The organism is Mucilaginibacter boryungensis (genome assembly GCF_015221995.1).
GTDB lineage: Bacteria > Bacteroidota > Bacteroidia > Sphingobacteriales > Sphingobacteriaceae > Mucilaginibacter > Mucilaginibacter boryungensis.
Genome location: NZ_JADFFM010000001.1, coordinates 2,562,308 through 2,589,304 on the forward strand (window position 1 = coordinate 2,562,308; position 26,997 = coordinate 2,589,304).

28 protein-coding genes are annotated in these 26,997 nt (G+C 40.9%); 13 read left to right on the top strand and 15 right to left on the bottom strand.

From position 1 onward, the window contains the following. Window positions 1–49: 49 nt before the first annotated feature. From IRJ18_RS10735 to IRJ18_RS10770, 8 genes are all read right to left on the bottom strand, one after another. Window positions 50–628, bottom strand: a complete 579-nt coding sequence (locus IRJ18_RS10735) for an RNA polymerase sigma-70 factor (RefSeq protein ID WP_194106176.1) — start codon at window positions 626–628, stop codon at window positions 50–52. 226 nt (window positions 629–854) lie between these two features. Continuing rightward, complete coding sequence (locus tag IRJ18_RS10740) at window positions 855–2,651, bottom strand: ATP-binding protein (protein ID WP_194106177.1); 1,797 nt, start codon at window positions 2,649–2,651, stop codon at window positions 855–857. Window positions 2,652–2,714: 63 nt separating this feature from the next. Further along, window positions 2,715–4,277: a hybrid sensor histidine kinase/response regulator gene (locus IRJ18_RS10745; protein WP_194106178.1), complete on the bottom strand. Its 1,563-nt coding sequence runs from the start codon at window positions 4,275–4,277 to the stop codon at window positions 2,715–2,717. A gap of 304 nt (window positions 4,278–4,581) precedes the next feature. After that, a complete protein-coding gene (locus IRJ18_RS10750; protein ID WP_228072691.1) occupies window positions 4,582–5,172 on the bottom strand; it encodes a YdeI/OmpD-associated family protein in 591 nt (196 codons plus the stop codon). A gap of 21 nt (window positions 5,173–5,193) precedes the next feature. Then, a complete protein-coding gene (locus IRJ18_RS10755; RefSeq protein WP_194106179.1) occupies window positions 5,194–5,751 on the bottom strand; it encodes a DUF4256 domain-containing protein in 558 nt (185 codons plus the stop codon). Window positions 5,752–5,758: 7 nt separating this feature from the next. Then, window positions 5,759–6,142 (bottom strand): DoxX family protein, encoded by a 384-nt coding sequence (locus IRJ18_RS10760; RefSeq protein WP_194106180.1) that lies wholly within the window; start codon window positions 6,140–6,142, stop codon window positions 5,759–5,761. 10 nt (window positions 6,143–6,152) lie between these two features. Continuing rightward, on the bottom strand, window positions 6,153–6,620 hold the full coding sequence (locus IRJ18_RS10765) for an SRPBCC family protein (protein WP_194106181.1): 468 nt from the start codon (window positions 6,618–6,620) through the stop codon (window positions 6,153–6,155). 5 nt (window positions 6,621–6,625) lie between these two features. Beyond that, window positions 6,626–6,949: an ArsR/SmtB family transcription factor gene (locus tag IRJ18_RS10770; protein WP_194106182.1), complete on the bottom strand. Its 324-nt coding sequence runs from the start codon at window positions 6,947–6,949 to the stop codon at window positions 6,626–6,628. A gap of 189 nt (window positions 6,950–7,138) precedes the next feature. Between IRJ18_RS10770 and IRJ18_RS10775 the strand changes: the two genes are divergently transcribed. Together IRJ18_RS10775 and IRJ18_RS10780 are read left to right on the top strand one after the other, a co-directional pair. Continuing rightward, window positions 7,139–7,480, top strand: a complete 342-nt coding sequence (locus IRJ18_RS10775) for a potassium transporter KefB (protein WP_194106183.1) — start codon at window positions 7,139–7,141, stop codon at window positions 7,478–7,480. A 48-nt stretch (window positions 7,481–7,528) separates the two neighbouring features. Then, entirely contained in the window at window positions 7,529–8,773 is a 1,245-nt protein-coding gene (locus IRJ18_RS10780) for a hypothetical protein (RefSeq protein ID WP_194106184.1), read from the top strand. A 91-nt stretch (window positions 8,774–8,864) separates the two neighbouring features. Here the strand turns inward: IRJ18_RS10780 and IRJ18_RS10785 are convergent, their stop codons facing one another. Next, window positions 8,865–10,784 carry a PAS domain-containing sensor histidine kinase gene (locus IRJ18_RS10785; protein ID WP_194106185.1) on the bottom strand — a complete coding sequence of 640 codons (1,920 nt, stop codon included), beginning with the start codon at window positions 10,782–10,784 and terminating at the stop codon, window positions 8,865–8,867. Window positions 10,785–11,024: 240 nt separating this feature from the next. On the opposite strand from IRJ18_RS10785, the gene IRJ18_RS10790 reads away from it, so the two are divergent. Continuing rightward, window positions 11,025–12,635 (top strand): Na+/H+ antiporter, encoded by a 1,611-nt coding sequence (locus IRJ18_RS10790; protein WP_194106186.1) that lies wholly within the window; start codon window positions 11,025–11,027, stop codon window positions 12,633–12,635. Between the two features lie 7 nt (window positions 12,636–12,642). Here IRJ18_RS10790 and IRJ18_RS10795 read toward each other — a convergent pair whose 3' ends face one another. Next, window positions 12,643–12,942, bottom strand: coding sequence for a GNAT family N-acetyltransferase (locus tag IRJ18_RS10795; RefSeq protein ID WP_194106187.1), 300 nt, complete (start codon window positions 12,940–12,942; stop codon window positions 12,643–12,645). 140 nt (window positions 12,943–13,082) lie between these two features. On the opposite strand from IRJ18_RS10795, the gene IRJ18_RS10800 reads away from it, so the two are divergent. The 4 genes from IRJ18_RS10800 (at window position 13,083) to IRJ18_RS10815 (ending at window position 15,595) form a co-directional block, all read left to right on the top strand. After that, a complete protein-coding gene (locus tag IRJ18_RS10800; protein ID WP_194106188.1) occupies window positions 13,083–14,249 on the top strand; it encodes a PAS domain-containing sensor histidine kinase in 1,167 nt (388 codons plus the stop codon). Between the two features lie 81 nt (window positions 14,250–14,330). Continuing rightward, a complete protein-coding gene (locus IRJ18_RS10805; RefSeq protein WP_194106189.1) occupies window positions 14,331–14,705 on the top strand; it encodes a response regulator in 375 nt (124 codons plus the stop codon). 122 nt (window positions 14,706–14,827) lie between these two features. Further along, window positions 14,828–15,259, top strand: a complete 432-nt coding sequence (locus tag IRJ18_RS10810) for a DUF5684 domain-containing protein (protein ID WP_228072692.1) — start codon at window positions 14,828–14,830, stop codon at window positions 15,257–15,259. A 6-nt stretch (window positions 15,260–15,265) separates the two neighbouring features. Further along, window positions 15,266–15,595 (top strand): DUF2752 domain-containing protein, encoded by a 330-nt coding sequence (locus IRJ18_RS10815; RefSeq protein WP_194106190.1) that lies wholly within the window; start codon window positions 15,266–15,268, stop codon window positions 15,593–15,595. A gap of 110 nt (window positions 15,596–15,705) precedes the next feature. Here IRJ18_RS10815 and IRJ18_RS10820 read toward each other — a convergent pair whose 3' ends face one another. After that, window positions 15,706–16,458, bottom strand: coding sequence for an RDD family protein (locus IRJ18_RS10820; RefSeq protein WP_194106191.1), 753 nt, complete (start codon window positions 16,456–16,458; stop codon window positions 15,706–15,708). A 93-nt stretch (window positions 16,459–16,551) separates the two neighbouring features. On the opposite strand from IRJ18_RS10820, the gene IRJ18_RS10825 reads away from it, so the two are divergent. From IRJ18_RS10825 to IRJ18_RS10850, 6 genes are read left to right on the top strand one after another with little or no spacing between them, the layout of a single operon-like run. Further along, entirely contained in the window at window positions 16,552–17,502 is a 951-nt protein-coding gene (locus tag IRJ18_RS10825) for a stage II sporulation protein M (protein ID WP_194106192.1), read from the top strand. After that, window positions 17,502–18,368, top strand: coding sequence for a hypothetical protein (locus tag IRJ18_RS10830; RefSeq protein WP_194106193.1), 867 nt, complete (start codon window positions 17,502–17,504; stop codon window positions 18,366–18,368). The genes IRJ18_RS10825 and IRJ18_RS10830 overlap by 1 nt, the downstream gene beginning before the upstream one ends. A 3-nt stretch (window positions 18,369–18,371) precedes the next feature. Further along, window positions 18,372–19,121 (top strand): DUF4129 domain-containing protein, encoded by a 750-nt coding sequence (locus tag IRJ18_RS10835; protein ID WP_194106195.1) that lies wholly within the window; start codon window positions 18,372–18,374, stop codon window positions 19,119–19,121. Beyond that, window positions 19,118–20,290 (top strand): DUF4350 domain-containing protein, encoded by a 1,173-nt coding sequence (locus tag IRJ18_RS10840; protein ID WP_194106196.1) that lies wholly within the window; start codon window positions 19,118–19,120, stop codon window positions 20,288–20,290. Before IRJ18_RS10835 ends, IRJ18_RS10840 begins: the two co-directional genes overlap by 4 nt. A 2-nt stretch (window positions 20,291–20,292) precedes the next feature. Next, window positions 20,293–21,270: an AAA family ATPase gene (locus tag IRJ18_RS10845; protein WP_194106198.1), complete on the top strand. Its 978-nt coding sequence runs from the start codon at window positions 20,293–20,295 to the stop codon at window positions 21,268–21,270. Between the two features lie 2 nt (window positions 21,271–21,272). Beyond that, complete coding sequence (locus IRJ18_RS10850) at window positions 21,273–22,619, top strand: DUF58 domain-containing protein (RefSeq protein WP_194106200.1); 1,347 nt, start codon at window positions 21,273–21,275, stop codon at window positions 22,617–22,619. Window positions 22,620–22,729: 110 nt separating this feature from the next. On the opposite strand, the gene IRJ18_RS21010 is transcribed toward IRJ18_RS10850, so the two are convergent. From IRJ18_RS21010 to IRJ18_RS10870, 4 genes are all read right to left on the bottom strand, one after another. Then, window positions 22,730–23,236 carry an SHOCT domain-containing protein gene (locus IRJ18_RS21010; protein WP_228072693.1) on the bottom strand — a complete coding sequence of 169 codons (507 nt, stop codon included), beginning with the start codon at window positions 23,234–23,236 and terminating at the stop codon, window positions 22,730–22,732. A gap of 82 nt (window positions 23,237–23,318) precedes the next feature. Continuing rightward, entirely contained in the window at window positions 23,319–24,614 is a 1,296-nt protein-coding gene (locus IRJ18_RS10860) for a DEAD/DEAH box helicase (RefSeq protein WP_194106202.1), read from the bottom strand. 18 nt (window positions 24,615–24,632) lie between these two features. Beyond that, window positions 24,633–25,559, bottom strand: coding sequence for a glycoside hydrolase family 43 protein (locus IRJ18_RS10865; RefSeq protein ID WP_194106204.1), 927 nt, complete (start codon window positions 25,557–25,559; stop codon window positions 24,633–24,635). 227 nt (window positions 25,560–25,786) lie between these two features. Then, complete coding sequence (locus IRJ18_RS10870) at window positions 25,787–26,917, bottom strand: acyltransferase family protein (protein ID WP_194106205.1); 1,131 nt, start codon at window positions 26,915–26,917, stop codon at window positions 25,787–25,789. Window positions 26,918–26,997 lie beyond the last annotated feature (80 nt).

Consider the following 26,997-nt stretch of genomic DNA (forward strand, 5'->3'; position numbering starts at 1 on the left):
TACTACAAACCTTAGGTTACCCTTAGTCTATTGAAAAAAATATTATAATTTATTTAATGAGAAGCTTGCTGATGATAACCAGCAAGATACCGGAGTGGTTTAATTTTAATTTAATTACTTTAAGCGCCTTTGTAAGGTGTGCCTCAACCGTTTTTTCGGCAATATTCATTTGATCAGCAATTTCGGGGATGGTAAACCCTTCTACCCTGCTCAGTTTAAACACTAACTGGCATTTTTCGGGAAGCGTGGCGGCTACTCCGTTAATATATTCCTGCAAAAATTTGGCATACATTTTTTCCTCGTCCCATACAATATCTGGTCCGCTGATCATTTCTATGATCTCAGTTTGTCTTCTTTTCTGCTTATATTGCTTAAACACCGATAGCCTGACAGCTGTGGCTAAATAAGCTTCCAATGATTTTACGTTTAAAACTTCCCGTCTTTTCCAAACGCTGATAAATATTTCCTGAACAATTTCCTCAGCAACCATTTTGTCTTTAGTATGGTTGTAAGCAATAGCTAAAAGTGTTTTCCAGTATTTATTATGTAATTCAGTAAATGCAGCGGCATCACCCTTTTGCAGGGCTATCATTAATTCTTCTTCGCTTGCCAGGTGAAACTTTTGCATGATATTGACATACAAGATTATATAAATAAATTATAGTTTCATATTCTTTCAAAAAATTAATATTACTTTAACCTGGAATGCCTTGAATAAAACCGCCATCAGGTCCTTGATATTAGCAAGCCAGCGGCTTATAAATAAGTTATCGCCGTAGTTGCAGGAACCACAGCATCGCAGTTGTGTAACAAACACATTTACGGCGGGAGTTAAATATTAGATGCGGATAACCTTACAATGCAAATTTGATGGTTATAACTGCACCCAAACCGGGGCCTTCACTTTTGATCTCAAATGAACCCGCATGGCTTTCTACTATTGACCTGCAATTGTAAAGACCAAGTCCTGTACCTGTTTTTTTTGTAGTAAACCCCCGCTCAAAAAAACGGCTGCTTGTTTCAGTGTCAAACCCCTGGCCATTATCTGTTACCGTAAGCTCGATAATGTTTTCAATTGATTGCATTGCCAGACTTATCTTCTTTTCTTCGGCATTAAGATCAATAGCCTCCACGCTGTTCTTAAATACGTTTAATATAACCTGCATTAATTTAGTGTGGTCGCCTTTAATAATATAGTTGCCAGGCTGTATGCTTGTTTTAAACTGTACATTTTTTTTATCCAGGGATGCAAATAGCATTGCCTTACAATCTTCTATAATATTGATCAGGTTAACAGGTTTCCTTTCATGTACCCCACCATGCCCCCTCACTAATTGGCGCTGGATATTTAATATTTCCTGAATATGGCTAATGATGTTTAACAGGTCTTTTACAGAAGTACTTATTTCTTCGTGGTTAATAGCCTGAGTTTTAGCTATTCCTTCTGTTATAGTAACCAGCGCTGCGGCTTTATCTACACCAATTACGTCTGATATGGCTGGTTGCTGGCCCTTTAAAAATAATGATAAATTTTTTATAGTATCCAGGTTGTTCTGCTCAAGCGACCGGTTAATCCGGTTCAAATGCGAGCCGAAGCCTACCATAGCATTCCCTATATCATGTAATACTTCCGATGCAATTTCAAATTTACCCTGGGCTATTGCTTTCTCAAGTTCCTGCTCTTTTTGCTTAGCCAGTTCTTCGTTAAGCAATTTTAAATCTTCAGCCTGCTTACTTAATTTATCGGATTTATCCAGTAGATCCTGATTCAATTTGTTTAATGTCTCTTCCGATTGTTTTCGATTTGTAATATCATGGCCGATACCTAATAAACGAATAATTCGTCCATGCTCGTTACGTACCGGTATCTTGGAGGTTAGCAGCCAGCGTTTCGCTCCTCCTGCGTCTAAGAAAAATTCATCTTTATTAATGATAGAAACCCCGTCTTTTAATACACTCATGTCATCCTGGTAACAGCGTAGCCCTATCTCGTTAGGAAATAGTTCCAGATCTGTTTTTCCAATCACATCTGCTTCTGAAACATCTGTTTCCGATGCGGCCCCTATACTTGCAACATCAGTTTTGTTCGCAATAATTTTACGCCCTTCAATATCTTTAATATAAATAGCATCGGGTAAATTATCAATCAATGTTCGCAGCATGATACGTTCTTGCTGAATAGTTTCTTCAACTTCTTTGTGATGTGTGATATTTACATTTGTCCCTACAATTACCGGGTACGGACTATTGTTGCTGCCGGGCAACAAACTACCCCTCGACCACACCCAAACCCAGTTTCCGTTAATATGCCGCATCCGGTAATGGTTTTCATAAGTTCCCTGCGGGTTTTTAAGATATTCGCCAAAACGCGTTGTTGCGGCCTCTACATCTTCAGGGTGCAGCAGGTCTATCCAGGTTGCATTTAAATTTTTCTTGCCGGACAAGTCATAATTATTTATATCTCTGCCCAGCATTGAAAAACAAATTTCGTTACACCATAAGTATTCGGTTTCTGAAAAATATTCCCATGCCCCAATGTTTGATGCCTTGATTAAAGCTTTATACTTTTTTAATTCATTGCGTAAATCGTCATTTTGCTGCGCAGGTTCAACAATATGATTTTGGGTTTTCCCGGGGTTTATATTTTCCATTTTATAATAAGCTTGGTTTATCCCTTTCTTTGTACTTGCATAGGCAATGATGCTTTCAAAAACTTATACAGGTAAGGTAATAGTAAAATTAGCCCCATTATTGTTACTTGCCTCAATTGTTCCGCCATGGGCCGTAACATATTGGTTTACAATAGCCAGACCTAACCCTGTTCCATTTTTTTTATGCCTGGTAACAAAAGGCTCAAAAAGGGTCGAAATAATTTCTGATGGTATTCCGGGCCCGTTATCACTCACTGTAACTACAAGATCGTTCCCCACAGTTTTAGCTGAAATGGTGATCGTTGCATTGACTACTTTAAGATCGTGTAAAACGTCGACAGCATTATTAACAAGGTTAATTATGGTTCTTCTAAGCTTACTTTCATCACCATTAACAACCATGTCCGGGGCAATATTTTGATGTATCGTTATCTTCGATATCCCTTCACGTGTTTCTGTCTGCTTTATGGCCTCATTAGCTATTTTATAAAGGTTTACCGGTAATTTTTTGGCTGGGGTATCTTTAATAAAATCTAAAAAATCATCAAATATCTCTGAAGCCTGTTCGGCTGATTGGTCAATCAGATCAACAAAGTCACTCACTTCGCCATCTTCGCGCATCAAACTGGTAATCAGCCGTATGTTTTTTATTGGCGAACGAAGATCGTGCATAACCATACCCATAACCTGCCCAACTGCCGATAGCTTTTCCTTTTGAATTAGCTTCTCATTCAATTCGGCATTACGGATGGCTTGTGCGGCGTTTTGAACGAACAATTTCAAGAGATACATTTTTTCTGTTTTTAGTTTCTCTTGTTTTTTCAATACCGCAAATACCGAGTAATTATCCATGCGGGCCAGTACAAGTTCGTCAACCTGTATTACCTCGTCTTTACCTATGTCTATACTCTTAACCCTGGTTATCAGCTCGTCTATATTTATTTTTTCTTCTAAAGCGCCAATAGAAAGCACTTTTTCATAGTCAAAGTTGTTATGCAGTTTTCCTATCAATGCCATATCGGTTTCTACAGAACTTGCCAACTGATCCAGAATGTTTTTTAACAGTGAGGTAAGCTGATGTTTATTTAAACCAATAGAAGAAATGGATTCGATCAGTTTTTCAAGATTGCGCAGCTTGTTATAATCGGTTACAGCTTTTGTGGCCAACTGTACAATTTCTTCGGGTGCATAAGGTTTACAATGATAGCCTACATTTTGCCCGGCTTGTTCCACAATTTCGTCTATAGACCGATCGCTATAAGCTGTAATAAAGATTATTTCCGCTTTAATATCGTGCTTCCTGATCTCTACAGCAGTTTCCAACCCATTCCAGCCCGGCATACGCATATCTAAAAAAATCACAGCATAGGGGTTGCCCCGGTCTAACGCTTCCTTTATTTTTTTAACGCCATCCCTGCCGTTAGAGGCTTTATCAACCATAAATACGGGTATATTATGGGCACGGGGCACAAGCAAAGGTTTGGGCGCATCAAATAAGATATTTGCAGCATTACTTATACTATCCTGTTCCTGAGATTGCCTTCTCGGAACAAGGATATCTTCAATATTATCTCTCACCATTTCTTCATCGTCAATAACCAGGACGGATGTGTTTGGTTCCCTCATATTAGTAAATTAAAAAAAATAAGTTTATTGGAAATGCTTGTAGCTAAACTTTATTAAAACAGTTATGTAATGATTTAAAATACTGCTACAAGCGCTTATACGTGTAATTTTATTTTAAGTTATTAAAATTTCGTTAGAAAATAAAAAAGGTTATAAGCAAGAGGAAAACGCGAGATGGGCTGTATTGATCTGAAGTAAGTATTTCGTGGGAGGGCTCGTCATATCATTCTCCACAATGCATTTATGCATAAAGCGAAGTAAAATAATATAACTTCCATTATTTATTACTTACCGGCATTTGTTATTAATCGTTCAACCCCTTCCCGCTCAAAATTTGCGGTATATATTTCTCCACCCTCGCTTCACGCGTTTTGGATTGTTTAGGTGCTGAAAAATGCAACATATAGGCCCGTTGCCGTCCCGGTGTTAATGCTTCAAAAGCAGTTTTCAAGGCCGGTATCTTATCTAATTTGTATTTAAATTCTTCGGCTATAGGAAATTCTTCGGTCTTTTTAAGTTCAACTTTCAAACCGGCTTTCTCCACTTCAATGGCTTCATACAGGTAAGTTTTCAAAACAGGTTCCAGGTCAATCACTTCCCTTATACCGGTAAACCTAACCTGGCGTGCTGCCTGTACATTCTCGGTTTGCCGGATCAGGATACCATGTGCATCGTTTAGCAGGGTACCTTTAAAAAACAAAACTGCGCAGTATTCTTTAAACACGTGTATTAAAACAATGTTATTGTCCTGGTAAGTATAACAAGGGCAGCCCCATTTTAATTCCTCAGTAAGTCCGCAATCAAGGATAATGTGCCTTAGCCGGTCTATCTCTTCCTGCCATTTTTGGGCTTTGTTAAAGTAAAAATCAACTTTAGGGTTCATGCTCGTCATCATATTTCCTGGCTAACTGTACAATTAAACTTTTAACAATCCCCTGAAGCCTCGGGCGGCATAATAGGATTCGGCACCATTATGATAAAGAAAAACGGTATCATAGCGGCGGTCACAAAAAACAGCCCCGCCAAGTTTCCTGATACTATCAGGTGTTTTCACCCAGCTCGATGTCTTGGTATCAAACTTTCCAAATTGCTGCAATTTCCGATATTGTTCCTCGGTTAAAAGCGTAATACCCATAGCGTTCGCCATATCAATAGCATTGTTTTCCGGTTTAAATTCTTTCCTGGCCTCCAGCGCTGCGCGGTCATAGCAAAGGCTTCGCCGGGCTTTGGGGCTTTCTGCCGAACAATCATAAAAAACATATTCCCCAGTTGATTGATCGTGCTCAATAATATCCGGTTCGCCGCCGGTCCTTTCCATTTCGTTTAGCGACCATAATTTGGCAGGATGTGCTTCCAGCCTTGCTTGTACATTAGGCCATTGCATACCCTTATGGCGGTCCATGTTCTTTTCAAAACGGCCCTTTAGTATACCGAGCAGTTCTTCATGTTGTTCCGACGACAGTTCCTTCTTCATAAATATATTATTGGTTAGCTAACTCAATCTTTCTATCTGCAGGCCTGAAATACCACGACAAAATAATGAAAATAGTTTGTGCCAGCGGCCCAATTACCGCCTTGCCGCTATCACCCACTATCAGGTGCGAAATAAGCGCGCCGGTCATGGTAAAAAACAAACCTGCATAAGCCCATTCTTTCACCAGTTTAAAACCCGGGATTAAAATAACGATAACGCCCAGTATTTTGCAAACGCCCAGTATGGTCATCATATAAACTGGATACCCCAAATGTGTTAAAATATCAACCATTTGTTTCGCCCTAAGTAACTGACTAATACCACTGCCTAACATGCCTAAAGCCAGTAAACCTGTGGCAAACCAATAGATAATTAAGTTTCTCTTTTTCATAACAATGCGGTTATTTTAATTTGTTTACTATTTCCTGTAATCTATTATGTGCCATGTTTATGCCCTGGGCAAAAGGTAATTGCAGCAACTGGTCGCGGTGCGCTACAGATTTATAGATGATCTGTATAGTCAGTTTGCTGGTATCGTCTGTAAGTTTTTCAAAGTCTAAAAACTCCAGTTGAACAGGAAAAGGAGTGTTTTCCATTTCAAAGGTCCGGATGATCTTCTGGTTCGGGACAAAATCATGAATTGATCCATTGGCCCTGAATACCACGTTCCCTTTATTGTCTGATGTTTCAAATTCGTAGCCGCCGTGTTTTTTATTTTCCAGCTTTAGCACTTTGGTACCCATCCATTGCGCAACAATTTCGGGTTCCACATACGCTTTAAAAAGCAGTTCAACAGGTAAATCAAATTCCCGTGTAATGGTTAACTCCTGTTTCTCCTTATCGGCGTTAATTTTTGTTTTCAGTTCCATCGTCTCTATTGTTTGGGTTTATAGTTTTTCATAATGCTTTCCAGTTTATTAAACCTGTCATCCCACATTTTGCGGAATGGCTCGATAAAGTCGGCTACTTCTTTCATGTTTTTTGCGTTAATGTGATAATAAATTTCCCTGCCATGTTGTTCCTGTGCAAGCAATTCGCACTCGGTAAGTATTTGCAGGTGTTTTGAAACTGTGGGCCTTGCTGTATCAAAATTGGCCGCAATGGCCCCCGCTGTCATAGTTTGTGTAGCAACCAACAACAGTATTGCCCTTCTCGTGGGGTCGGCTATGGCCTGAAATACGTCGCGTCTTAAATTCATTATGTAGCTATTTGACTACAAATATATATGTAGCTATTTAACTACGCAAATATTTCTGCAGTTAATTTTTCGCAGATAAAAAGTTTTTAAAATACTTTGAAATACAAAGTACTTTTATTTATTTTGCATCATAAAATATTGGGTAAGAATAAACACCCGGGTTATTTACACTTATAAACTAAAACTGTTATGATATTAACAAACAACTTTAAAGCACAACCAATTCATCCGGCCTTATTAGGTAAACGCATGTTGCTGGGCGCAGGGATCGGGTTGATCCTGATCTCCGTTTTCTTAATCGGAGTAAAAAACTCCAACCCTGCCTGGGGGAAACTTTGGATGATCAAACCGTTAGTTATGGTTCCCTTAGCCGGCGCGGGTGGCGGTGCATTTTTTTATTTCGTAAATCATTTTTTGGGCTACCAGGGTGGTTGGAGAAAAGCATTCGCTATTGTATTTAGTTTAATCGGATTTATCATTGCGCTGTGGCTGGGCACCGTCCTGGGATTAAACGGCACTTTGTGGAATTAACGGTTGATTGACCTAATTATAGTTTTAACTGATATTTAAATAACTTGTATGAAGGACGAAATACTTACCCAGCTAAACAATCCCGCACAACTTGAAAAAATGTACCGGAATAATAAAACATCTTTTAAGCGGTCATTTGGTATGTTATACCCCGAGCTGAAAGGCAATACTATTGCCGATTTTTGGCATGAACGGTTGAATTATGAAAGTGATGAAATTAACTGGGGCACAAGCAGGGAATTATTACTTGTAATAATTGCATCGCTGCTGGCAGGTATTATTGCAAAACTGCCGGCCTTCCTATCAATAAAAGAAGACTTCTTTTATCCAAGGAATATCGGTTTCATTGTGTTTCCATTGTTAACCGCTTACTTTGCCAGGAAAAACAAATTATCAGCTGGTAAAATTGCCTTTATTATTGGTGCAACCCTTGCAGGTGTGTTTTTTATCAATTTTTTGCCTGACACTAAGAAAAGCGATACTTTGATTTTATCGTGCATCCATTTGCTTTTATTTCTATGGTCAGTATTAGGTTTTGCTTTCGTTGGGGAGATAAAAAACAATCACGAAAAGCGGCTTGGCTTTCTGAAGTATAACGGCGACCTGGTGGTCATGACAACACTTATACTAATAGCTGGCGCCATCATGACTGGTATAACCATTGGGCTTTTCTCTCTTATTGGTTTTAAGATCGAAGAATTTTATTTCAAAAATGTTGGCATTTTTGGCCTTGCGGCTGCACCCATTATAGGCACTTATCTAACCCAGGCTAATCCGCAGTTGGTGGGCAAAGTTTCGCCGGTAATCGCTAAACTATTTAGCCCGCTGGTGGTAGTTATGCTGGTAGTTTATCTTACAGCAATTATTTATTCAGGTAAGAATCCTTACAACAACCGGGAATTCTTGCTAATTTTTAATGCTTTATTAGTTGGCGTTATGGCAATTATATTCTTTTCTGTTGCTGAAACGTCTAAGACAACCAAAAGTGTTGCTGAAACCTGGGTGCTATTGTTATTATCTGCTATAACTATAATAGTTAACAGTGTTGCACTTTCTGCCATATTGTTCCGCATTTCAGAATGGGGCTTCACACCAAACAGGGCCGCAGTTTTAGGTGGCAACGTATTAATTTTAACAAACCTGCTTTTAGTGACTGCGCAACTTTTCAGGACGCTTTCAAAAAAAGCTGAAATAACTGCGGTGGGTAAAGCAATTGCCTTCTACCTGCCCGTTTACTTTGTATGGACTATTATTGTGACCTTTATATTTCCGTTGGTATTTGGATTTAAATAAACCAAGAACAGAGATAGCCAATTTAAACTAAAGCCCATATAGGGCTTTAGTTTGTTAACATATTCTTTAAAAAGCTCCTGACAAATCCTTATTACTGTTGTACAAGCGGTAAGGAAAAATAAAAGGTCGAGCCTTTGCCGCTTTCACTTTCTACCCATATTTCTCCCCCGTGCCGCCTGATAATCTCCGCGCTAAGGTATAAGCCAACGCCAAAGCCGGAAATATGCCGTGTATTGTCGGTCTCAACACGGTAATAGCGATCGAATATCCGGCTGATATCCTGTGGTTTGATACCCATACCTTCGTCCTTTACGCTTACAATAACCGATCCGCTTTCCACCTTGCAGTAAATATCAATAAGCTTGCCCTTTGGTGAATACTTTATGGCATTACCAATAAGGTTAGATACCACTGAACTGATTTTATCCCAATCCGCGTTAACAATAATATCCTTACATCCTTCCAGGTTAAAATTATGCGTGCTAATTGTTAACCGCGTTTCCGCCACAATCTCTTGTAGCAGTTCTTCCAGATCGAATGGTTGCTTTTCTATTAGTAATTTACCGGCTTCCAGTCGCGAAACATTCAGGAAACCATTAATCATCCTGGTCATGCGCTTAACCTGCCGGTTGGCGTTTTCCATGGCTTTTGTTAAAAATGGATCTTCGCTATGCCGCAATTTGCTGTGCGCCATCTGAACTATGGCCGACAACGAGGTAAGCGGGGTCTTTAGTTCGTGGCTTACCATACCAATAAAATCATTCTTTCGCTGTTCCTCCAGCTTCTTTTCGGTAATATCCCGCGCAATTTTTGATAATCCTATAATATTTCCCTGTGGGTCTTTAACCGGCGAAATTGTTAAGGAAACGTCCAATAGCCGCCCGTCCTTGGTTAGCCGTTTGGTTTCAAAATGATTTACCTGTTCGCCCCTTCTTAAACGTGCCAGTATATTGGGTTCTTCCTCCTGGCGGTCTGGAGGGATAAGTTTATAAATTGTTTGTCCGATTATTTCTTCAGCTTTGTATCCAAACATACGTTCGGCCGATGCATTCCAACTGGTAATAACGCTGTCAAAATTCTTACTGATGATCGCATCGTCAGATGAATCAACGATAGCCGCCAGCTTCGCGCTTTTTTCTTCGGCTTGTTTAATAGTAGTAATGTCCAGCAGAATGATCAAACCTTGTATCGTTTCCCCCTCATCGTTTTTAAGAGGTACAAAGTGTACAAGATAAAAATCCCCGGTTTCGCTCCGGCGTTCTACCGAAAACTTTTCGCCGGCCATCATTCGGTCATATAAGTGCCGCGAGGCTTCATATCGTTCGGGTGCAACCTCAGCCGGATGCTTACCTTCATAGTCCCGCCTGTCGAAACCCATTTTTTCCATCAGGTCACCCTCTACAATTACATATCGATGGCTTTGATCTATTACCAGGATCAGCGAGCCAGGGATATTCAGCGCAATAGAGCGGAACAGCCTTTCGCTGCGTTGTAAACTGGCCTGGGTTTCAGCCAGTTCATCATTGGTAGAAACCAATTCCTCGTTAGCCGCTGCCAATTCTTCATTAACGGCCGCAAATTCTTCATTAGCAGCTGCTAATTCTTCGTTGGCGGCTGCCAGTTCTGCATTCATGGCTTCGGTGGTATTTTCCAGCAGCCACACTGCTATCCGGGTAACCTTACCTTCCTTGTTTCTCACGGGTGAATACAGGAAACTGGCTAATACAGTTTCTCCACGGTTATCATCCACGCGTAGTAGCGTAGTTCTGCGGGCGGTATACGGCAGGCCTTCCTGAACTGCTTTGTTTAGCGCTTCTTCGTCCTCCGTTCCAGGTTTTGCAAAACTTTCAAGATAGGGTTTCCCTGCCAGTTCTTCAACAGGTTTAGCTGTTAGCTTTAGAAAATGAGGATTGACCATTTCGACAATCCGGGTTGCCGCGTTTAGGATACAAATACCTACAGGGGCGTTAAAAACAACGTGGTACAGATCGTCCTCGTTTATTAATTGCATAACGATTTAAATATTTTCTTAACGGTAAATATAAATGAATGAATAGTCAAACCTATTAAAAACTTAAAAATCGATAACGTGTATCCTTTTCGATATCATATGGTTCTTAACTTAATGCAACAAGATACTGATAACAATAAACCTGCGAAATAGTTTCTTCAAATCAGCACCCGGTATGTATAATAACCCTAATTACATCGCGCTCATTTTGATTGTCCTTTTTCTTTTCTATTTTAGGGCATGCATCACCTTGTCATCCAATATACCTGCCTTCTGGTAGTTATCCTTTTTGTAGTTATGCTGGCGCAAAAGATCAGAGTAGCCTATCCTATCTTACTGGTACTGGTAGGGTTACCACTGGGCTTTGTACCCTTTTTGCGGGGCATCGAGATACAGCCCGAACTGATCTTTGTGATCTTTCTGCCACCCTTACTGTATGAAGCCGCCTGGAACACATCCTGGAAAGATTTTTGGAAATGGCGCCGGGTGATCAGTAGTTTTGCTTTTCCGGTTGTGATCCTAACCTCGTGTGTAGTGGCCTTTGTTTCCGCAGCACTGATCCCGGGCTTTACACTGGCTACCGGCTTCCTGTTAGGCGGCATTGTTTCGCCGCCCGATGCGGTTTCTGCCAGTGCCATTTTAAAAACCATTAAAGTACCCAAGCGCTTTATTACTATTGTAGAGGGCGAAAGCCTGTTGAATGATGCTGCCAGTTTAGTGGTTTTCCGCTTTGCGCTGGCTGCGGTACTAACCGGCACTTTTGTATTTCACCAGGCTGCTATTGATTTTGTACTGGTAATTGTAATGGGGGTAGTTATTGGGATAGCCGTGGCGCTATTGTTTTATGCTATTCACCGCTGGCTACCTACTTCAACCAATATGGATGTGGTGCTAACTTTTATTACCCCTTATGCCATGTATATGCTGGCCGAGGAATTCCACTTTTCTGGTGTATTAGCTGTGGTTAGCGGCGGCCTTTTCCTCTCGGCGCGCCGGCACCAGTTCTTATCGTACAGAAGCCGCCTGCAAGGGGTTAATGTTTGGGAAGCGGTTGCTTTTGTGTTGAATGGCTTTGTATTTATCCTTATCGGGCTTGAATTTCCGGTTGTTATTAAAAACCTTGGGCCAAACGGCCTGGCACCAGCGGTTACCTATAGTCTTATCATTACCGGTGTGTTAATAATCACCCGTTTTGCCAGCACTTACGCCGCTACTATTATTACTATGGTAATGAGCAGGATAATTACCGTTGCTGATCCAAGCCCCGGGTGGAAAGCACCAACACTGTTTGGGTGGACAGGTATGCGGGGCGTAGTTTCGTTGGCGGCAGCACTAAGTATACCTATAATGCTCAATTCGGGCCAGGCATTCCCCAATCGTGATATGATCCTGTTCATCACTTTCACGGTCATATTGGTTACCCTGGTATTACAAGGGTTTACACTACCCTTGCTGATTAAATGGGTGAACATGCCCGACCCCGACCTAACCATACCGCTGGAACAACAGCGGCAACTGGTGCGTAAAAAACTCTCTCATCTTTCGTTGGCTATCCTGGATACTGATTACCCTGGCCAGGCTCAAAATAATGGCATGGTTAAGGCGCTTAGACAGCGCTATAGCGCCGATATGGAACTACTAAGGGATTGGGATAAGGATGACAATGAAACCCGGGCAGAAGAATTTTATAAAGATTACCGCCAGATTACGGCCCGGTTATTAAAGGAGCAGCGCGCATTGCTGCAAACCCTAAACAAAAAAGAAAGCATCAGTGATGACTTGGTGAGGCGACAAATGGAACTATTGGATTTGGAAGAAGAAAAGCTGCGCCAGCATTTTGAATCGGAATAAACCGGTTTTAAACCTCGTTGTTAGTAACTAACAAGCGGTTCCATTCGGGATGGATGGTTAAAAAGTGTTTTACATAAGTGCATAAAGGCACAAGCCTTAAATGGTGCGCTTCCATATAACGAAAAGTTTTTTCGACAAGAGCCGCGGCTACACCCTTGCCCTGCAGCACCTGTGGCACCTCAGTATGGATCAAAAAAACCTTGTCATCTTTTTGCTTATAATCAATAAAAGCCCGCGTGCCATCTACAACCAACTCAAATTTGTGAAGCGCCTGGTTGTTTATCAATTCTATTGCTTCATAATCCATGCGGCAATTTACGGCATAGGGGTTTAAAAAACAAAAAGGCGGGTATTATTTGGTGCTGTTAATACTGACTACAGGGTGGTCAGTAATATACTGAATGCTAGACCGACAACAATTTTTAATATTAGTTGTTACTTAGTCTTATGGATCAACCCGCAACCCACTTATCACCATCTCCCTTATCGTTATCTATTAATGAAGATGCGCAGGCAATTGCCGAACAAAGGCAGGCTATGCTGGCCGCTATAGTTGATACCTCTGATGACGCTATTCTTAGTAAAACCCTGGACGGTGTTATTACAAGTTGGAACCGGTCTGCCGAAAAAATGTTTGGTTACACTGCCAATGAAGCATTGGGCCAGCATATTACTATGATCATCCCTGCCGATCGCCTGGACGAAGAGCTTTATATTATTGGTAAGGTGAAGAAAGGTGATAAAGTCGATCATTTTCATACCATCAGGCAGTGTAAAAACGGGAAGCTGGTGCCAATCTCGCTAACGGTATCCCCTATGATAGATAATAATGGCAACATCATCGGGGCCTCAAAGATAGCGCGCGACATTTCCGAACAACAAGCAGCACATGAGGAAAATGCACGCCTTTTTGCCGAGGTGAAATCGCTAAACGAAAAAAAAGACGAATTTATTGGGCTGGCCAGTCATGAATTAAAAACCCCGCTGACAAGTATTAATGGTTACCTGCAGATTATTAGCGGCATGATAACGGACGAAAGCGCCATGCTTTTTTTGCAAAAGACACGGCAACAGGTTAAAAAACTCAACGCCCTGGTTTCAGATCTGCTGGATGTTTCAAAGATAGAGGCAGGTAAACTACAAATAACTAAAGAAGATTTTGATATTAACCAGGTATTGACCGATGCTATAGAATTGATAAGCCACGGTAATAAAAGCCATACAATTGATTTAACAATGCCTGCCGGTAAACTGATTGTAACTGGTGATGCCCATCGTATTGAACAGGTCATTATCAACCTGCTAACCAATGCCATCCGTTATTCGCCGGGGACAAATAAGATCCATGTGGGCTTAACCAGCGATGCAGACGAAGTGCTGATATGTATAAAAGATTATGGCATGGGTATACCGCAGGATAAACAACAAGATATCTTTACCCGCTTTTACCGGGTAAATGATGAAAATTCTACAATCTCTGGCTTAGGGATTGGCCTATTTCTGTCAAAAGAGATCATTATACAACATGGCGGCCGGATATGGGCAGATAGCGAGCCTGGAAAAGGCTCCACCTTCTTTATTTCATTACCGAAGCTAAGTAGGAAAACAGGATAATATCTATTCGGGTGTCAATAACTATCAAGAAAAATATAATGTAGTTCTATTAAAATATTTTATATTTGATTAAAAATCCGTTTGAAAAAGAAAGTATTGATTATTGAGAACGACCAGGATATCCGGCATATTGTGGCGCTAATTTTAGAAGAAGAAGGATTTGAAACACTCAGTATCCCCGAACCTAACGACCTATCAGAGATCATTCCTTTTGCACCTGACGTAATATTGCTGGATGAATTTATTAACGCCCTCCCGGGACATCGTTTGTGCAAAAAAATAAAACAGATAGAAAGCCTGAACCACATCCCCGTAATAATTCTATCTACGGCTAATAATATTGAACTGATTGCCAAGGAATGCCAGGCTAATGACCATATCCGCAAACCATTTGAAGTGCAAGACCTGGTAGTTACGGTTGTGCGTACAGTAAACCACCAGCCATTGGCTTGCTAATATTAAATACGGCGTTGCCACTTCTCCCGTTATCTTTTTCTGGCGCCAATTTCAATTTGTTTATTTGATATTTATGTATAATTTGCAGTAACTATAAACAATTAACCTTAAAACTTTATTAAATGGACAATTATCAATCTACACCTTCTCCTTTTTATTTTTTCACCGGGCCCGTTATCGCATTTTGGCTGATAGCCATAATAATTGCAATTGCCGGCACATGGAAAGTATATACAAAGGCAGGCAAGCCCGGTTGGGCATGCATTATCCCCATCTATAATTTAATTGTACTGCTTGAAATTGTAGGCAAACCCATCTGGTGGTTTTTATTGATGCTTATCCCTTGTGTAAACATTGTTTTCGTTATTTGGATATACAACCGTTTAAGTAAAAGCTTTGGCCAAAGTGAGGGCTTTACAGTTGGCCTGGTTTTGTTAAACCCTATTTTTATGTGTATCCTTGGTTTTGGTAATTATACCTATTTAGGCCCCGGCGGTACGCCACCTAACTACGGTGCCGGCGACTATGAAAGACCTTACGATATTAATTCGTAATAAAATATGCTTATAAATACCTTGTTTTGCAGCCATTTAAGTTTAATTAAATGGCTGCAAACTTTTTTAATACCCTGTCCATTTAAAAAGTTAACAGGAATAGATTGCCCGGGCTGTGGTTTCCAGCGCTCGTTTTTGGCGCTTTTACAGGGGGATATCAGCAAAAGTTTTCAATTGTATCCCGCTACCATACCCCTACTATTGGTTACCCTTTACACCATCATTGATGCCCGCTGGTCAATAGACCGGAAAGATTACCTAAAGAAAACCTTATACATCGGTACGGCGGCTGTTATTATCGTATCATATGTGGTGAAGATGAGCAAGATTGTTTAACAACCCCACTTCATCCTGAGCGATAGCGAAAGATCATAAAAAAGCAGGGTTGTTTAGCGTACCGGGGATTCTTCGCTATCGCTCAGAATGACGCGTGCTAAGTGGATAAATTACACCTCATATCCCGCAGTAAGCGTGGTATAATCCTGTACAATCATTTCCAGGAACTGGTACTCGTTTATCTCTGGCGGATAACTCACCCCTAAGAAAGCTTTAATACGCATGGCCAGTTTATATATCAGCAAACTGTTGCCTGTTGCTTTAAAATAGCTTATTACTTCGTGGATCAAATTAATATCCTTATCGGTTAACAGCGCAACTTGCGGGTAGGTGGTTATATGTTCGGCGCCCGGTTCCTGGAAGAACAAGTCTTTAAATTTGTTCAATGGTTCGGTTTTTACCAGTGTGGTACCCGCAATTATATCGCCGGTGCGTTGTTTATCATCGGTAAGCGCAATGCTAACCACTGCCAATGAGCCAAGGGTAATCCCAAAATCGACAGCGCGAAACAGCCAGCGTAACAGGTATTGTCCAACACTGGGGCGGGCTCCGTTAAGGCTCACCACTTTAATTTTCATTAGGCGCTTGCCAATACTTTGTCCGTTAAAAAATATCTCGGCAATCAAATCATAAAACACAAAAAACGCCAGCCATATAACTATGGTTACTATAAAACCTGTGCTTTTTGTCCAATCCGCCCTTCCCGAATTTGCCGATACCCCTACAAAAATAATGGTACCCAAATATGATATCCCGCCAAATATGCTCATATCAATTATCCGTGCTACAACCCTGTCGCCAAGGCCGGCTACAGCATAATCAATTTCAACGTTTTGCGATGTGGTTATTTTTATGGTTTCCATGTATAACAAATATATATTTAGCAGGCATATAATTTATGTTGCGGGTAAATTTATTTTACTATTTTAACAAAAAAAATCTATTCCTTAAATACAATGCGTGAAGCATTATTTGTAAAGCAAAATTCAGCAAGGTGGAAACAGTATGAAACCGAGCCCACCCGAGACCCGGATGAGCTTGCCGAACGTTTTATATCCGTTACCGATGACCTGGCCTATGCTAAAACTTTTTACCCCGAATCAAAAACTACGGCTTATTTGAATACACTAGCCGCAGGTTTTCATCAGTCTATTTATCGTAATAAAAAGGAAAAGACTAACCGTTTTGTGTACTATTGGCAGTTTGAGCTACCTATGCTTTTTAAAAAATACCAGCGCCAGTTGTTATACTCATTCATCTTCTTCGCAGTATTTTTCCTGGTGGGCGCGTTATCAGCCAAATACGATCACCTGTTTGTTAACTTCATTATGGGCGACAAGTATGTGAACATGACCAAAGCCAACATTGCCAAAGGCGATCCGTTTGGGGTTTACAAGCACGAAAACTCGTGGCTGATGTTTTTCCAGATCGTCAGCAATAACCTGTATGCTACGGTACGGACTTACCTGTTCGGCATACTTTTTTCTATTGGTACCATATACGCGCTTTTTAAAAACGGGTTAATACTGGGCGCTTTTGAATACTTCTTTTTCAGCCAGGGCCTGGGGTTAAAATCTATATTGGTGATATGGATACACGGCACGCTTGAAATATCATCCATTATCATAGCCGGGGGCGCGGGGTTGGTATTTGGCAACAGCATCATATTCCCGAAAACCTACACGCGCATGGCTTCCTTTAAAAAAGGCGCTATGGATGGTATGAAGATAGCCGTTGGCATATTGCCCGTTATAGTAGTCGCCGCCATTTTTGAAAGCTTTGTTACCCGCCATACCGAAATGCCCGCTTGGTTAAGTATCCTTATTTTATCAGGGTCATTCGTTTTTATTGTAGGGTACGTAATTATTTACCCAAACTATTTATCACGTAAAAAAATAAACCAATAATGCCTCAAAAAGTAATACTGAACAGGATTAGGACAATGGGCGAGGTAATTGATGCCAGCATCCAATTTTTTAAACAGAACTGGAAACCTTTATTAAAAGCGTACCTGATAATATGTGGTGTGTTTTGGTTATCGGCACTGGCTGTATCAACCATAAACCAAATAAATACCTTCAGGCTGCTGGCCGATGGTGAAAGCCGGCTTGATTCTACCTATACCGGGACTTACTTTGCCTCATTACTCATCGAGTTTGTTGCCAATACGCTGGTCATGTTAACCACCCTATCGTTCATGGCGCTCTATCGCGATAAGGGAAACGTTGCCCCAAGTGTTGATGAAGTGTGGGGCTATGTAAAGTTTTATTTTTTAAGGGTATTTGGCAGTTACATCTTGTTATTACTGCTCATTTTAGCCGGTCTGGTTTTTTGTTTAGTACCGGGTATATATTTAGCAACCGTTGTATCTTTAATGTTTGCCATTATGGTAATTGAAAATGGCACGCTTAGCTATTCATTCAACCGCGCGTTTCAGTTAATAAAGAGTAAATGGTGGTATACTTTCGGTGCTATTATTTTAACTTTTTTACTGATAGGGATCACCGTCCTGCTTATCATTATCCCGGCTGAAATTATAGCTGCTTTCATTGTTTTTATTACTGGGGCACATGGCTATAGTTTCTATATGATAGCTTATAATATTGCCATTCACCTTGGGCAGTTTTTATACGTTTTACCCAGCATTGCTATTACCCTGGTATATTTTAGCCTGACCGAACAAAAAGAAGATGTTAGCCTGTTGGAAAGAATAGAAAAATTGGGGCAACACGAACTCGAAGCCGACAAACCCACCACCGAAGAAGAGTACTAAACAATGTGTAAACGCCTCATCTTCCTGTTATTTGTGCTGTTTTTTTTTAGCACCGCTGCCGCGCCTACTCCAGCGCCTAAAAAGGTAGCGGTAAAGGTTGTGCCCAAAACATTACTGGTTGATAGTTCAAATATAAACTACAGACATTTTGATAAGCATGCGGTAGATAAGTACACCGACGATCCTGCTTTTAACTATTACAAAAACGCCAAAGTTCAGCCATCGCTATGGGAAAGGTTTTGGAACTGGTTTTGGGAATTGATCGCCAAATTATTCAGTAAGGGAGAAGGTGCCGGCGGTGGTTCTGTTTTAAAATATGTACTGATTGCTGCTACAGTAGCCGGTGTTATTTTCCTGCTGATAAAGCTGATAGGTGCCGATCTGTCGAATATCTTCAGCCGCGAGCCTAAACAGGCCGCCCTGTCCTACAACGAATCGTTAGAGAACATTCACGAGATAAATTTTGATGAAGAAATTGAGGCGGCCCTGGCTCAGCGCAACTATAAACTGGCTGTACGCCTGCTATATCTTGCCAGTTTAAAACAACTGAACGATGCGCACCTTATCAATTGGCAAATTGATAAAACCAACAAAGCATATTTGGATGAATTGAACAATGCCGATCAGCGGCAGTCGTTCACGGTGCTTACCCGGCAGTTTGAATATGTTTGGTATGGCAATTTCCCGGTAGATGGGCATTCGTTCCAAAACATCCGTACACTGTTTATCGATTTTAAAAAACTACTGCCATGAGGAGCCTGAAATTATACATCTTCCTGGCATCGGTACTGCTACTACTGTATGTGGTGGCTGAATACAATCGCCCAAAAGCGACCGACTGGAGTGAAACTTTTAATAATACTGAGAAGATCCCCTTTGGTACTTACATTTTATATAACCGTTTGCACGATGTTTTTCCTGGCAGCGCCATACAAACGTACCGCGAACCTGTTTATAATGTTATAGCCGACGACAGTCTTAAAAACGCTAACTATATCATTATCTGCAACGAACTAAAACTTACCGAATACGATTACGGTAAGCTAACCCAATACATTAAAAAAGGGAACGATGTTTTTATAGCTGCCAATGAGTTTGGCAACCTGCTGGAGAAAAAGCTACAAATTGAAACAAATTCGGAGGAACATACCAACGGGCAATCGTTCATAAACTTCACCAGCACATCGCAAAAGGATTCTACCTACCTGGTAGATCACAGCAGTACCAATAACTATTTTTATAATTTCGATACGCTTAAAACTACTGTACTTGGTAAAAACGGCTATAACCATTCCACCTTTGTACGGATAAACATGGGTAAAGGGGCGCTTTATTTAAATGCTAACCCTAAAATGTTCACCAACTATAGCTTGCTGCAAAGTCCGGGCATCAGTTATTCGGCTAAGGCTTTATCCTACCTTAAAACGGGTAAAACAATAGCCTGGGATGAATATTACAGCAAGGGAATTGAAGGTGAAGAATCGAGCATGCGGGTGTTTTTAAGTCACGCCCCCTTGCGCTGGGCTTTTTACCTGGTTATTGGGGGGCTGATGGTTTATGTGTTTTACCAGATGAAACGTCGCCAGCGCATTATACCCATTATTGAACCGGTGGCCAATACCACTGTTGATTTTGTGACCGTGGTAGGCCAGGTATATTATGAACAGCACGATAACCGCAACATAGCGCAGAAAAAAGTGGCCTATTTTCTCGAACACATCCGCACCAAATATAACCTGAAAACCAACGTGCACGATGCGGAATTTATGGAAACGCTTGCCAACAAAAGCGGTGTGCAGGTAAGCCTGATACAGGCTCTATTTTACCAGGTAGCATTAATACAAAACGGGCATAAGGTTGATAACAGCGACCTGATTACCCTGAACCAAAACATAGAACAATTTTATTTTCAATCCAGTTAAATATGGAAAACGAATTTTTTGAACAACGGACCGACCTTACCCGGCTTAGCCAGGCGGTTGAGCAGATGAAGGAAACCATCCACAAAATTGTGGTGGGCCAGCAGGATACCCTTGATTTGCTGATTGCCGGTATTTTAGCCGATGGCCACTTGCTGATAGAGGGTGTGCCGGGTGTAGCAAAAACGCTTACCGCCAAACTCATCGCGCAAAGCATCAACGCTAAATTCTCGCGTATCCAGTTCACTCCGGATCTGATGCCTTCGGATGTATTGGGTACGTCGGTATTTAATCCCAAAACTGTTGAATTCGAGTTCAAACGCGGTCCGGTATTTGGCAATATTGTTTTGATAGATGAGATAAACCGCGCCCCCGCCAAAACGCAATCGGCTTTGTTTGAAGTGATGGAAGAACGCCAGATCACTATAGACGGCCACCGCTACCCAATGGATGAACCATTCATTGTTATTGCCACTCAAAACCCGGTTGAACACGAAGGCACTTACCGCCTACCCGAGGCGCAATTAGACCGTTTCCTGTTCAAAGTTGATGTGAAATATCCATCATTGGAGGAAGAAGTGGCTATCATCAGTCAGCAGCACCAGCACAAAACAGTCGACCAGTTAGCGGAGATAAAACCGGTACTATCGGCAGATGATATTATTGCCATCCGCAAGCAGGTGCGCGGCTTTTATGTAGAGCCTAAACTGATAGAGTTTGTAGCGAAGATCATCCACGAAACACGAAACAATAAATCGCTTTACCTGGGTGGTTCGCCGCGGGCATCGCTGGCCATCATCAACAGTGCCAAAGCACTGGCCGCCATGAATGGCCGCGACTTTGTAACCCCTGAGGACATTATCTGGGTAGCGCCGGCCGTATTACGCCACCGCATTATGCTTACACCCGACAAGGAAATGGAAGGCGTAACCCCTGATGATGTAGTAGCACAAATTATCCAAAAAATAGAAATACCACGTTAAAATTGAAAAGGCTTTACAGTAATTTTTATAAAAACCTGTTCCTTACCTCCCGCTTATTTGCCGGATTGGGTGGGGTTGTGTTACTTTTTTTACTGTCATTCTTTTTCCCATGGCTGGGCATTATTCCTGTTATCGCATTTTGGGTGTTCATCGCGCTTATTTTAATTGATATCTGGGTATTGTACCGTTTAAAGAACGGTATTTTTGCTAAGCGTGTAGCCCCCGAACGACTGAGTAACGGCGACGATAACGAGATTGGCCTGTATGTTGAAAGTTACTACCCATTTACTGTCAATTTGAATATTATTGACGAGATACCGCACCAGTTTCAAAAACGTGATGTAAACTTCCATACCGGCTTAACTCCACGTCAGCATAAGCTGATCAATTACATTATCCGCCCCACCAAGCGCGGTGAGTATAGCTTTGGAGATATCCGCGTGTATGCAGCTTCGGCTTTAGGACTGGTGAACCGCCGTTATAATTTTGAGCAGCTGGAAGTACTGCCTGTTTATCCCTCCTTTTTGCAATTGCGCCGCTATGAACTAATGGCCATCTCCAATCGATTGAATGAGATGGGCATTAAAAAGATCCGTCGCCTGGGTAACAGCATGGAGTTTGAGCAGATAAAAAACTATGTAGCCGGTGATGATTATCGCACCGTGAACTGGAAAGCTACCGCACGGCAGGGTGCACTGATGGTGAACAATTATACCGAAGAAAAATCGCAGCATGTGTACTGCATCATCGATAAATCGCGGGCGATGAAGATGCCTTTTGATGGTTTAAGCCTGCTGGATTATGCTATTAATGCCAGCCTGGTACTATCCAGCGTGGCATTGATAAAAGAAGACAAAGCGGGTTTGATCACCATATCCGACAAGAAAGGCGCCGTTATCCCCGCTGACCGCCGGCCCACGCAGTTGAACAAGATAATGGAGGTGTTGTATAAAGAGAAAACCCGCTTCATGGAAACCAATATGGAGTTGGTTTACACAACCGTACGCAATACCTTGAAACAGCGCAGTCTGGTGGTATTCTTTACCAATTTCGAAAGTCTTTCGGCATTAGAGCGGCAGCTACCTTACTTGAAACGCATTGCTAAATTTCACCTGCTGGTGATGGTGTTTTTCGAAAATACAAGCCTGAAAGAATTGAGCGAACAAGGTGCTACCGATGTAGAAGGCATCTATATAAAAACCATCGCCGAAAAGTTTATTTACGAAAAACGCCTGATTGTTAAAGAGCTGGCCCGCCACGGTATCCAGTCCATCTTAACCGCTCCGCAAAACCTTACAGTGAATACTATTAACCGGTATTTGGAATTGAAGGCGAAGCAGAAGATATAAAACTAAATATATCTCCAACGTCATGTTGAACTTGTTTCAGCATCCCACTTGCTAAGTAGCAACCATGCAAATGAGATCCCGAAATAAATTCGGGATGACGGCACGTTTGTTTACTGATCCAGCAACTTCTTCTTTTGCGCGTTATATTCGTCCTTGGTGAGGGCGCCTTCATCAAGCAGCTTTTTTAGTTTGATGAGTTCATCGGCTACACTGCCGTGGTTAGCACTTGAAGCATTTGCGCCAGGGCATGGCGTAATTTCGCAGGCACTTAACGCTTCAAATATCCAAACATTATAAGTAACTATGCCGCCATTCTTTATGGTGAATATCACTTTATCTGTCCCACCCATTTGTCTTTCGGTACTGATCTTTTTAATAGTAGCTGTACTCATGGAGATATCCTTGCGGGCATTCATGCCATTGCGGTTTGGTGGTGCAAACAAGGGTGGGTTGATCTGAATATATTTGAAGTTACCATCAGGCATCGAACCCATCCCAATAGTTATAGTATCGCCCGGATGATATGTTTTACCGTTTGAAGCTTTAAATTCTTTTAAGGTTTGCGCAAAACTACTATAACAAGCCAGGCACATTACAACAAGCAGTATTTTTTTCATTTAGTTTATTTATGATAGTAAACATAATGAAAATATTTAATCATCGGCATATAAGCCAACGCAAATTACTGTTTGACTATTATTAGCCGTGCTTTTTTTTCATGTTCATTTTAGCCTTTTGCCCCGAGCTGTAATTATAGTTTTTAGCATTACTGGCTTTCTTTTCGTGAAAGGCTGCCCCTGGCTCATCGCCTTTGGGTAAAACAGGTTTCTCTTCAGTTTTCTTTTTTTCTTTCACAATTACAAGGTAATCGGGCAATTCACCAATTGGGAATTTCTGTCCGCTTGCCTGTTCTATTTTTTTCACCAGACCAAGTTCAAGATCGGTAGCAAAGGTAATGGATAAGGTTTCCTCGCCGGTCTCTGCAGTCCTAACCACCATACGGTTAAGGAAGGTATCTTTATCAGCCGGCAAATCGAAATGTAACAGGAAAGGGATACCCGAAAGATCGATCTCTTCCTCATTTTCATTGGCTACTATTAATATGCGGATTTGTCCAGCGTTCTTAAAATCATCAACTGAAACAAAACCCTGGTAGCCTGCCGTCCATGGATTATATAGGCCAACCGGGTTGTTTTTAGCAGTTTGCAAGTTTTTGTAAATATGCTCGGCTGTTTGTTTGGTATTGGCAAAAACTACTGTTTTGGTGAACAGCTCATCATCCTGCATAAATAAATTAAGCAGGTTTAATTTGGTGCCAAAGTTAGGCACATGGTATAGCATCTGTGGATGAATATTAAGCTGTGCCTCTCCTATTTCCTCTACCTCAACAACCGAAGGCAGCCTCATAAAAGGATCTATCATTTTGCTCAGCTTATCGTGCAATACTTCGGTAAACACCAGGTGTTGCGCTTTGGTAATGCTGTTAGCTAATTCAGCCACAGGCAATTGCAGGCCTTGTTTTACTATCCGGTCGGCATCGTCAACTATCAATACTTCTATCTTATTCAAATTAAGGCCAAGTTTCAAATAAATTGCCCGTGCCCTATCCGGAGTAGCTACTACGATATCAGCGCCATCGGCCAAAGCATCCAGCTGATCCTGCATACCGGGAGTAGCATACAGGCCAACTATACTAATAGATTTATTTTTGTTCAGCAGATCAAATTTTTCTATAACAGCTTCTACAGCCTCCTGATCTGGTACCAGGATCAACACCTGCGGCACGCCGTCAGGCGCGTAACTAAAGCGGTTTAATACCGTTAATACATAAGTTGTGGTTTTACCGGCGCCTTCGGGGCCAACTGCTACTACATCCTGCCCGCCGATTATCCTCGGCATTATTCGCTGCTGAATTTCAGTTGGGGCAGCATACCCTGCTTCGGCAACCGAGCGTTGCAATTGTTTATTAAGCTTAATTTTATTTGACCACGCCATGCGGCAAAGGTAAGGTTTTTACTTCGTCATCTTAACGGGCAAAATATGGCCTTCCTTATCAAACTGCATTTCATCAATACAAACCACCCTATGGTTGGCCGCCGCTTCACCTAACGGGCGGCGGTGGTACACGATATAATATTTATCATCACTTTCTGAATGGATCACCGAATGGTGGCCCGCGCCGGTGGCCACGGCGGGATCTTGCTCAAGCACTGTCGCCACGCGTTGAAACGGGCCCAATGGCGAATCGGACACTGCGTAGGCTACTTTATAGTCAGGCCCGGTCCAACCGCCTTCGCTCCACATAAAATAGTAATGGTCGTTTTTCCTGAACATATACGGGCCTTCCACATAGCCGTTCGGGGTAATTTCCTTGTACATTGTACCATCTGCAAAAGGTTTCAACCCGCTGAAATCATCCTTTAACCTTACCACGTTACAATGCCCCCAGCCGCCATAATACATATAATAACTACCGTCTTTATCCTTAAACACAAATTGATCAATAGGTTGCGCCCCATTCACAATCTCGTTTATCAAAGGTTTACCCAATAAATCTTTATAAGGGCCATCAGGTTTGTTGGCTACTGCTACGCCAATACCGCCAACCTCGCCCTGGTGCACATCGTTAGCGCCAAAGAACAGATAATATTTACCGCCCTTTTTAAGCACAGCCGGTGCCCAAACGGCGCGTTTCGCCCATTTCACATTTGATGTATCCAGCACACGCGGATGCTTTTCCCAGGTTTGTAAATCTTTCGATGAGAACGCGTCGAGAAAAACCTGCTCGTTATACTTAGCCGAATAAGTAGGGAAAACCCAATAGGTATCGCCGTATTTAATACCTTCCGGATCGGCATACCAGCCAGGGATAATAGGGTTATGCTGGGCTAAAGCGCTGATGGATATTAAGGTTAAAATGATGCTAAACAGTTTTTTCATGCCGGTAATAAATCGTAGCAGGGAAGATAAAGTAATAATTATGTTTAGGCAAACAATCGACATTATCCACAAGGACAAATGTACTGAAATGGGTTAACCCATCTAAAGAATTTCTATCTAACTTGTCGCATCAATTATTTAAAAACACATTGCGCTTAATAGTCTTTTCAGACAGCAATGGTTCATTATTCAATAGTTAGATTATATATTATAACACAATGATAGTTTTAATTAATAATAATATTAGTGGAACTTTTACTATAAAATTCTCTTAGCCTAGTTATTTTTTGTTCAAAAAAACAATATTGAATATAACCTGAAATCAATGTAAGAATCCACATTAATAAAATTTTGCATATAACATTATATATAATAAAAAAGTGTAATACAAATATAATTATTATGGGATGCAATAAATACATTGAATAAGATATTATGCTAATATTGCGTATAATCAATAAAAATATTTTATTCAAATTACTGTCATTTAGTTTATAAATAAACGGTATGAGTAATGCTATTGATAAACTAAATAGTGTGAAAAAAACAGTAGCTTTTATAATGTTCATTGATACGGTTGAATGAACGCACGTGGCATAATAAAAAAACACGATTAACAATAGCAGGAATACCAATCCTATTGAAAAGAATAAGTTTTTATATTTATTAAATTGTTGATCATAGTAATACTTAAAATAAGCAGCTAGTACCCCCATTGCGATGCCATCTAAACGAAGTGGTACTATTTTCCGATACCCCGTATCCCACCCAATGTTTCTGCCAAAAAACTCGAAATATGTGCGCGTTAAAAAGGGGAATGCAATAAATATTATAATTAGGGTAAATATTGCTTTTTGTTTATTTTTAAAAAAACGCTGGCTGCCGAACAATAACGCAGGAAAAAAAATATAAAACCATTCTTCAATACTTAAACTCCATGAGACACCAAAAAAACTTTCCTTTATCTCTGAAAAAAAGTTTTGTAAGAATCCGAAATACAAGAGAGTATCAAATTTTGTTAGTATATTTTTATGATTGAGGTATGAGAACATGAATATATATACTATCAACATTAGGTAATAATTCGGTAGAGTTCTAAACCATCTCCTAATCCAAAATACTTTTATGCTTTCAAAGCTTATTACTGGTGCTGTATGGTATAATTTGATTAAAATTATGCCAATTAAAAAGCCACTTAGCACAAAAAATAGTTCAACTCCAATTACACCAACTACATAAAAGATATCCATTATAACTTTAGTGCCTATTAATGAAATGGTATGTGACATTAATACAAGTATAATTGCAGTTGCACGGAAAACATCAAGGCCAAATACCCGTTTATGCTTGTCGGTCATATTTATCGTTTTAATACCAAAACGATAAATATAATTATATATCTGTGATGCTAAAAATCTCTTAGTAATAACATGTATGA

Coding starts and splice junctions, on each gene's coding strand:
- IRJ18_RS10735 (WP_194106176.1), bottom strand. CDS start 628: ATGCAAAAGTTTCACCTGGCAAGCGAAGAAGAATTAATGATAGCCCTG.
- IRJ18_RS10740 (WP_194106177.1), bottom strand. CDS start 2,651: ATGGAAAATATAAACCCCGGGAAAACCCAAAATCATATTGTTGAACCT.
- IRJ18_RS10745 (WP_194106178.1), bottom strand. CDS start 4,277: ATGAGGGAACCAAACACATCCGTCCTGGTTATTGACGATGAAGAAATG.
- IRJ18_RS10750 (WP_228072691.1), bottom strand. CDS start 5,172: ATGATGACGAGCATGAACCCTAAAGTTGATTTTTACTTTAACAAAGCC.
- IRJ18_RS10755 (WP_194106179.1), bottom strand. CDS start 5,751: ATGAAGAAGGAACTGTCGTCGGAACAACATGAAGAACTGCTCGGTATA.
- IRJ18_RS10760 (WP_194106180.1), bottom strand. CDS start 6,142: ATGAAAAAGAGAAACTTAATTATCTATTGGTTTGCCACAGGTTTACTG.
- IRJ18_RS10765 (WP_194106181.1), bottom strand. CDS start 6,620: ATGGAACTGAAAACAAAAATTAACGCCGATAAGGAGAAACAGGAGTTA.
- IRJ18_RS10770 (WP_194106182.1), bottom strand. CDS start 6,949: ATGAATTTAAGACGCGACGTATTTCAGGCCATAGCCGACCCCACGAGA.
- IRJ18_RS10775 (WP_194106183.1), top strand. CDS start 7,139: ATGATATTAACAAACAACTTTAAAGCACAACCAATTCATCCGGCCTTA.
- IRJ18_RS10780 (WP_194106184.1), top strand. CDS start 7,529: ATGAAGGACGAAATACTTACCCAGCTAAACAATCCCGCACAACTTGAA.
- IRJ18_RS10785 (WP_194106185.1), bottom strand. CDS start 10,784: ATGCAATTAATAAACGAGGACGATCTGTACCACGTTGTTTTTAACGCC.
- IRJ18_RS10790 (WP_194106186.1), top strand. CDS start 11,025: ATGCATCACCTTGTCATCCAATATACCTGCCTTCTGGTAGTTATCCTT.
- IRJ18_RS10795 (WP_194106187.1), bottom strand. CDS start 12,942: ATGGATTATGAAGCAATAGAATTGATAAACAACCAGGCGCTTCACAAA.
- IRJ18_RS10800 (WP_194106188.1), top strand. CDS start 13,083: ATGGATCAACCCGCAACCCACTTATCACCATCTCCCTTATCGTTATCT.
- IRJ18_RS10810 (WP_228072692.1), top strand. CDS start 14,828: ATGGACAATTATCAATCTACACCTTCTCCTTTTTATTTTTTCACCGGG.
- IRJ18_RS10815 (WP_194106190.1), top strand. CDS start 15,266: ATGCTTATAAATACCTTGTTTTGCAGCCATTTAAGTTTAATTAAATGG.
- IRJ18_RS10820 (WP_194106191.1), bottom strand. CDS start 16,458: ATGGAAACCATAAAAATAACCACATCGCAAAACGTTGAAATTGATTAT.
- IRJ18_RS10825 (WP_194106192.1), top strand. CDS start 16,552: ATGCGTGAAGCATTATTTGTAAAGCAAAATTCAGCAAGGTGGAAACAG.
- IRJ18_RS10830 (WP_194106193.1), top strand. CDS start 17,502: ATGCCTCAAAAAGTAATACTGAACAGGATTAGGACAATGGGCGAGGTA.
- IRJ18_RS10835 (WP_194106195.1), top strand. CDS start 18,372: ATGTGTAAACGCCTCATCTTCCTGTTATTTGTGCTGTTTTTTTTTAGC.
- IRJ18_RS10840 (WP_194106196.1), top strand. CDS start 19,118: ATGAGGAGCCTGAAATTATACATCTTCCTGGCATCGGTACTGCTACTA.
- IRJ18_RS10845 (WP_194106198.1), top strand. CDS start 20,293: ATGGAAAACGAATTTTTTGAACAACGGACCGACCTTACCCGGCTTAGC.
- IRJ18_RS21010 (WP_228072693.1), bottom strand. CDS start 23,236: ATGAAAAAAATACTGCTTGTTGTAATGTGCCTGGCTTGTTATAGTAGT.
- IRJ18_RS10860 (WP_194106202.1), bottom strand. CDS start 24,614: ATGGCGTGGTCAAATAAAATTAAGCTTAATAAACAATTGCAACGCTCG.
- IRJ18_RS10865 (WP_194106204.1), bottom strand. CDS start 25,559: ATGAAAAAACTGTTTAGCATCATTTTAACCTTAATATCCATCAGCGCT.
- IRJ18_RS10870 (WP_194106205.1), bottom strand. CDS start 26,917: ATGACCGACAAGCATAAACGGGTATTTGGCCTTGATGTTTTCCGTGCA.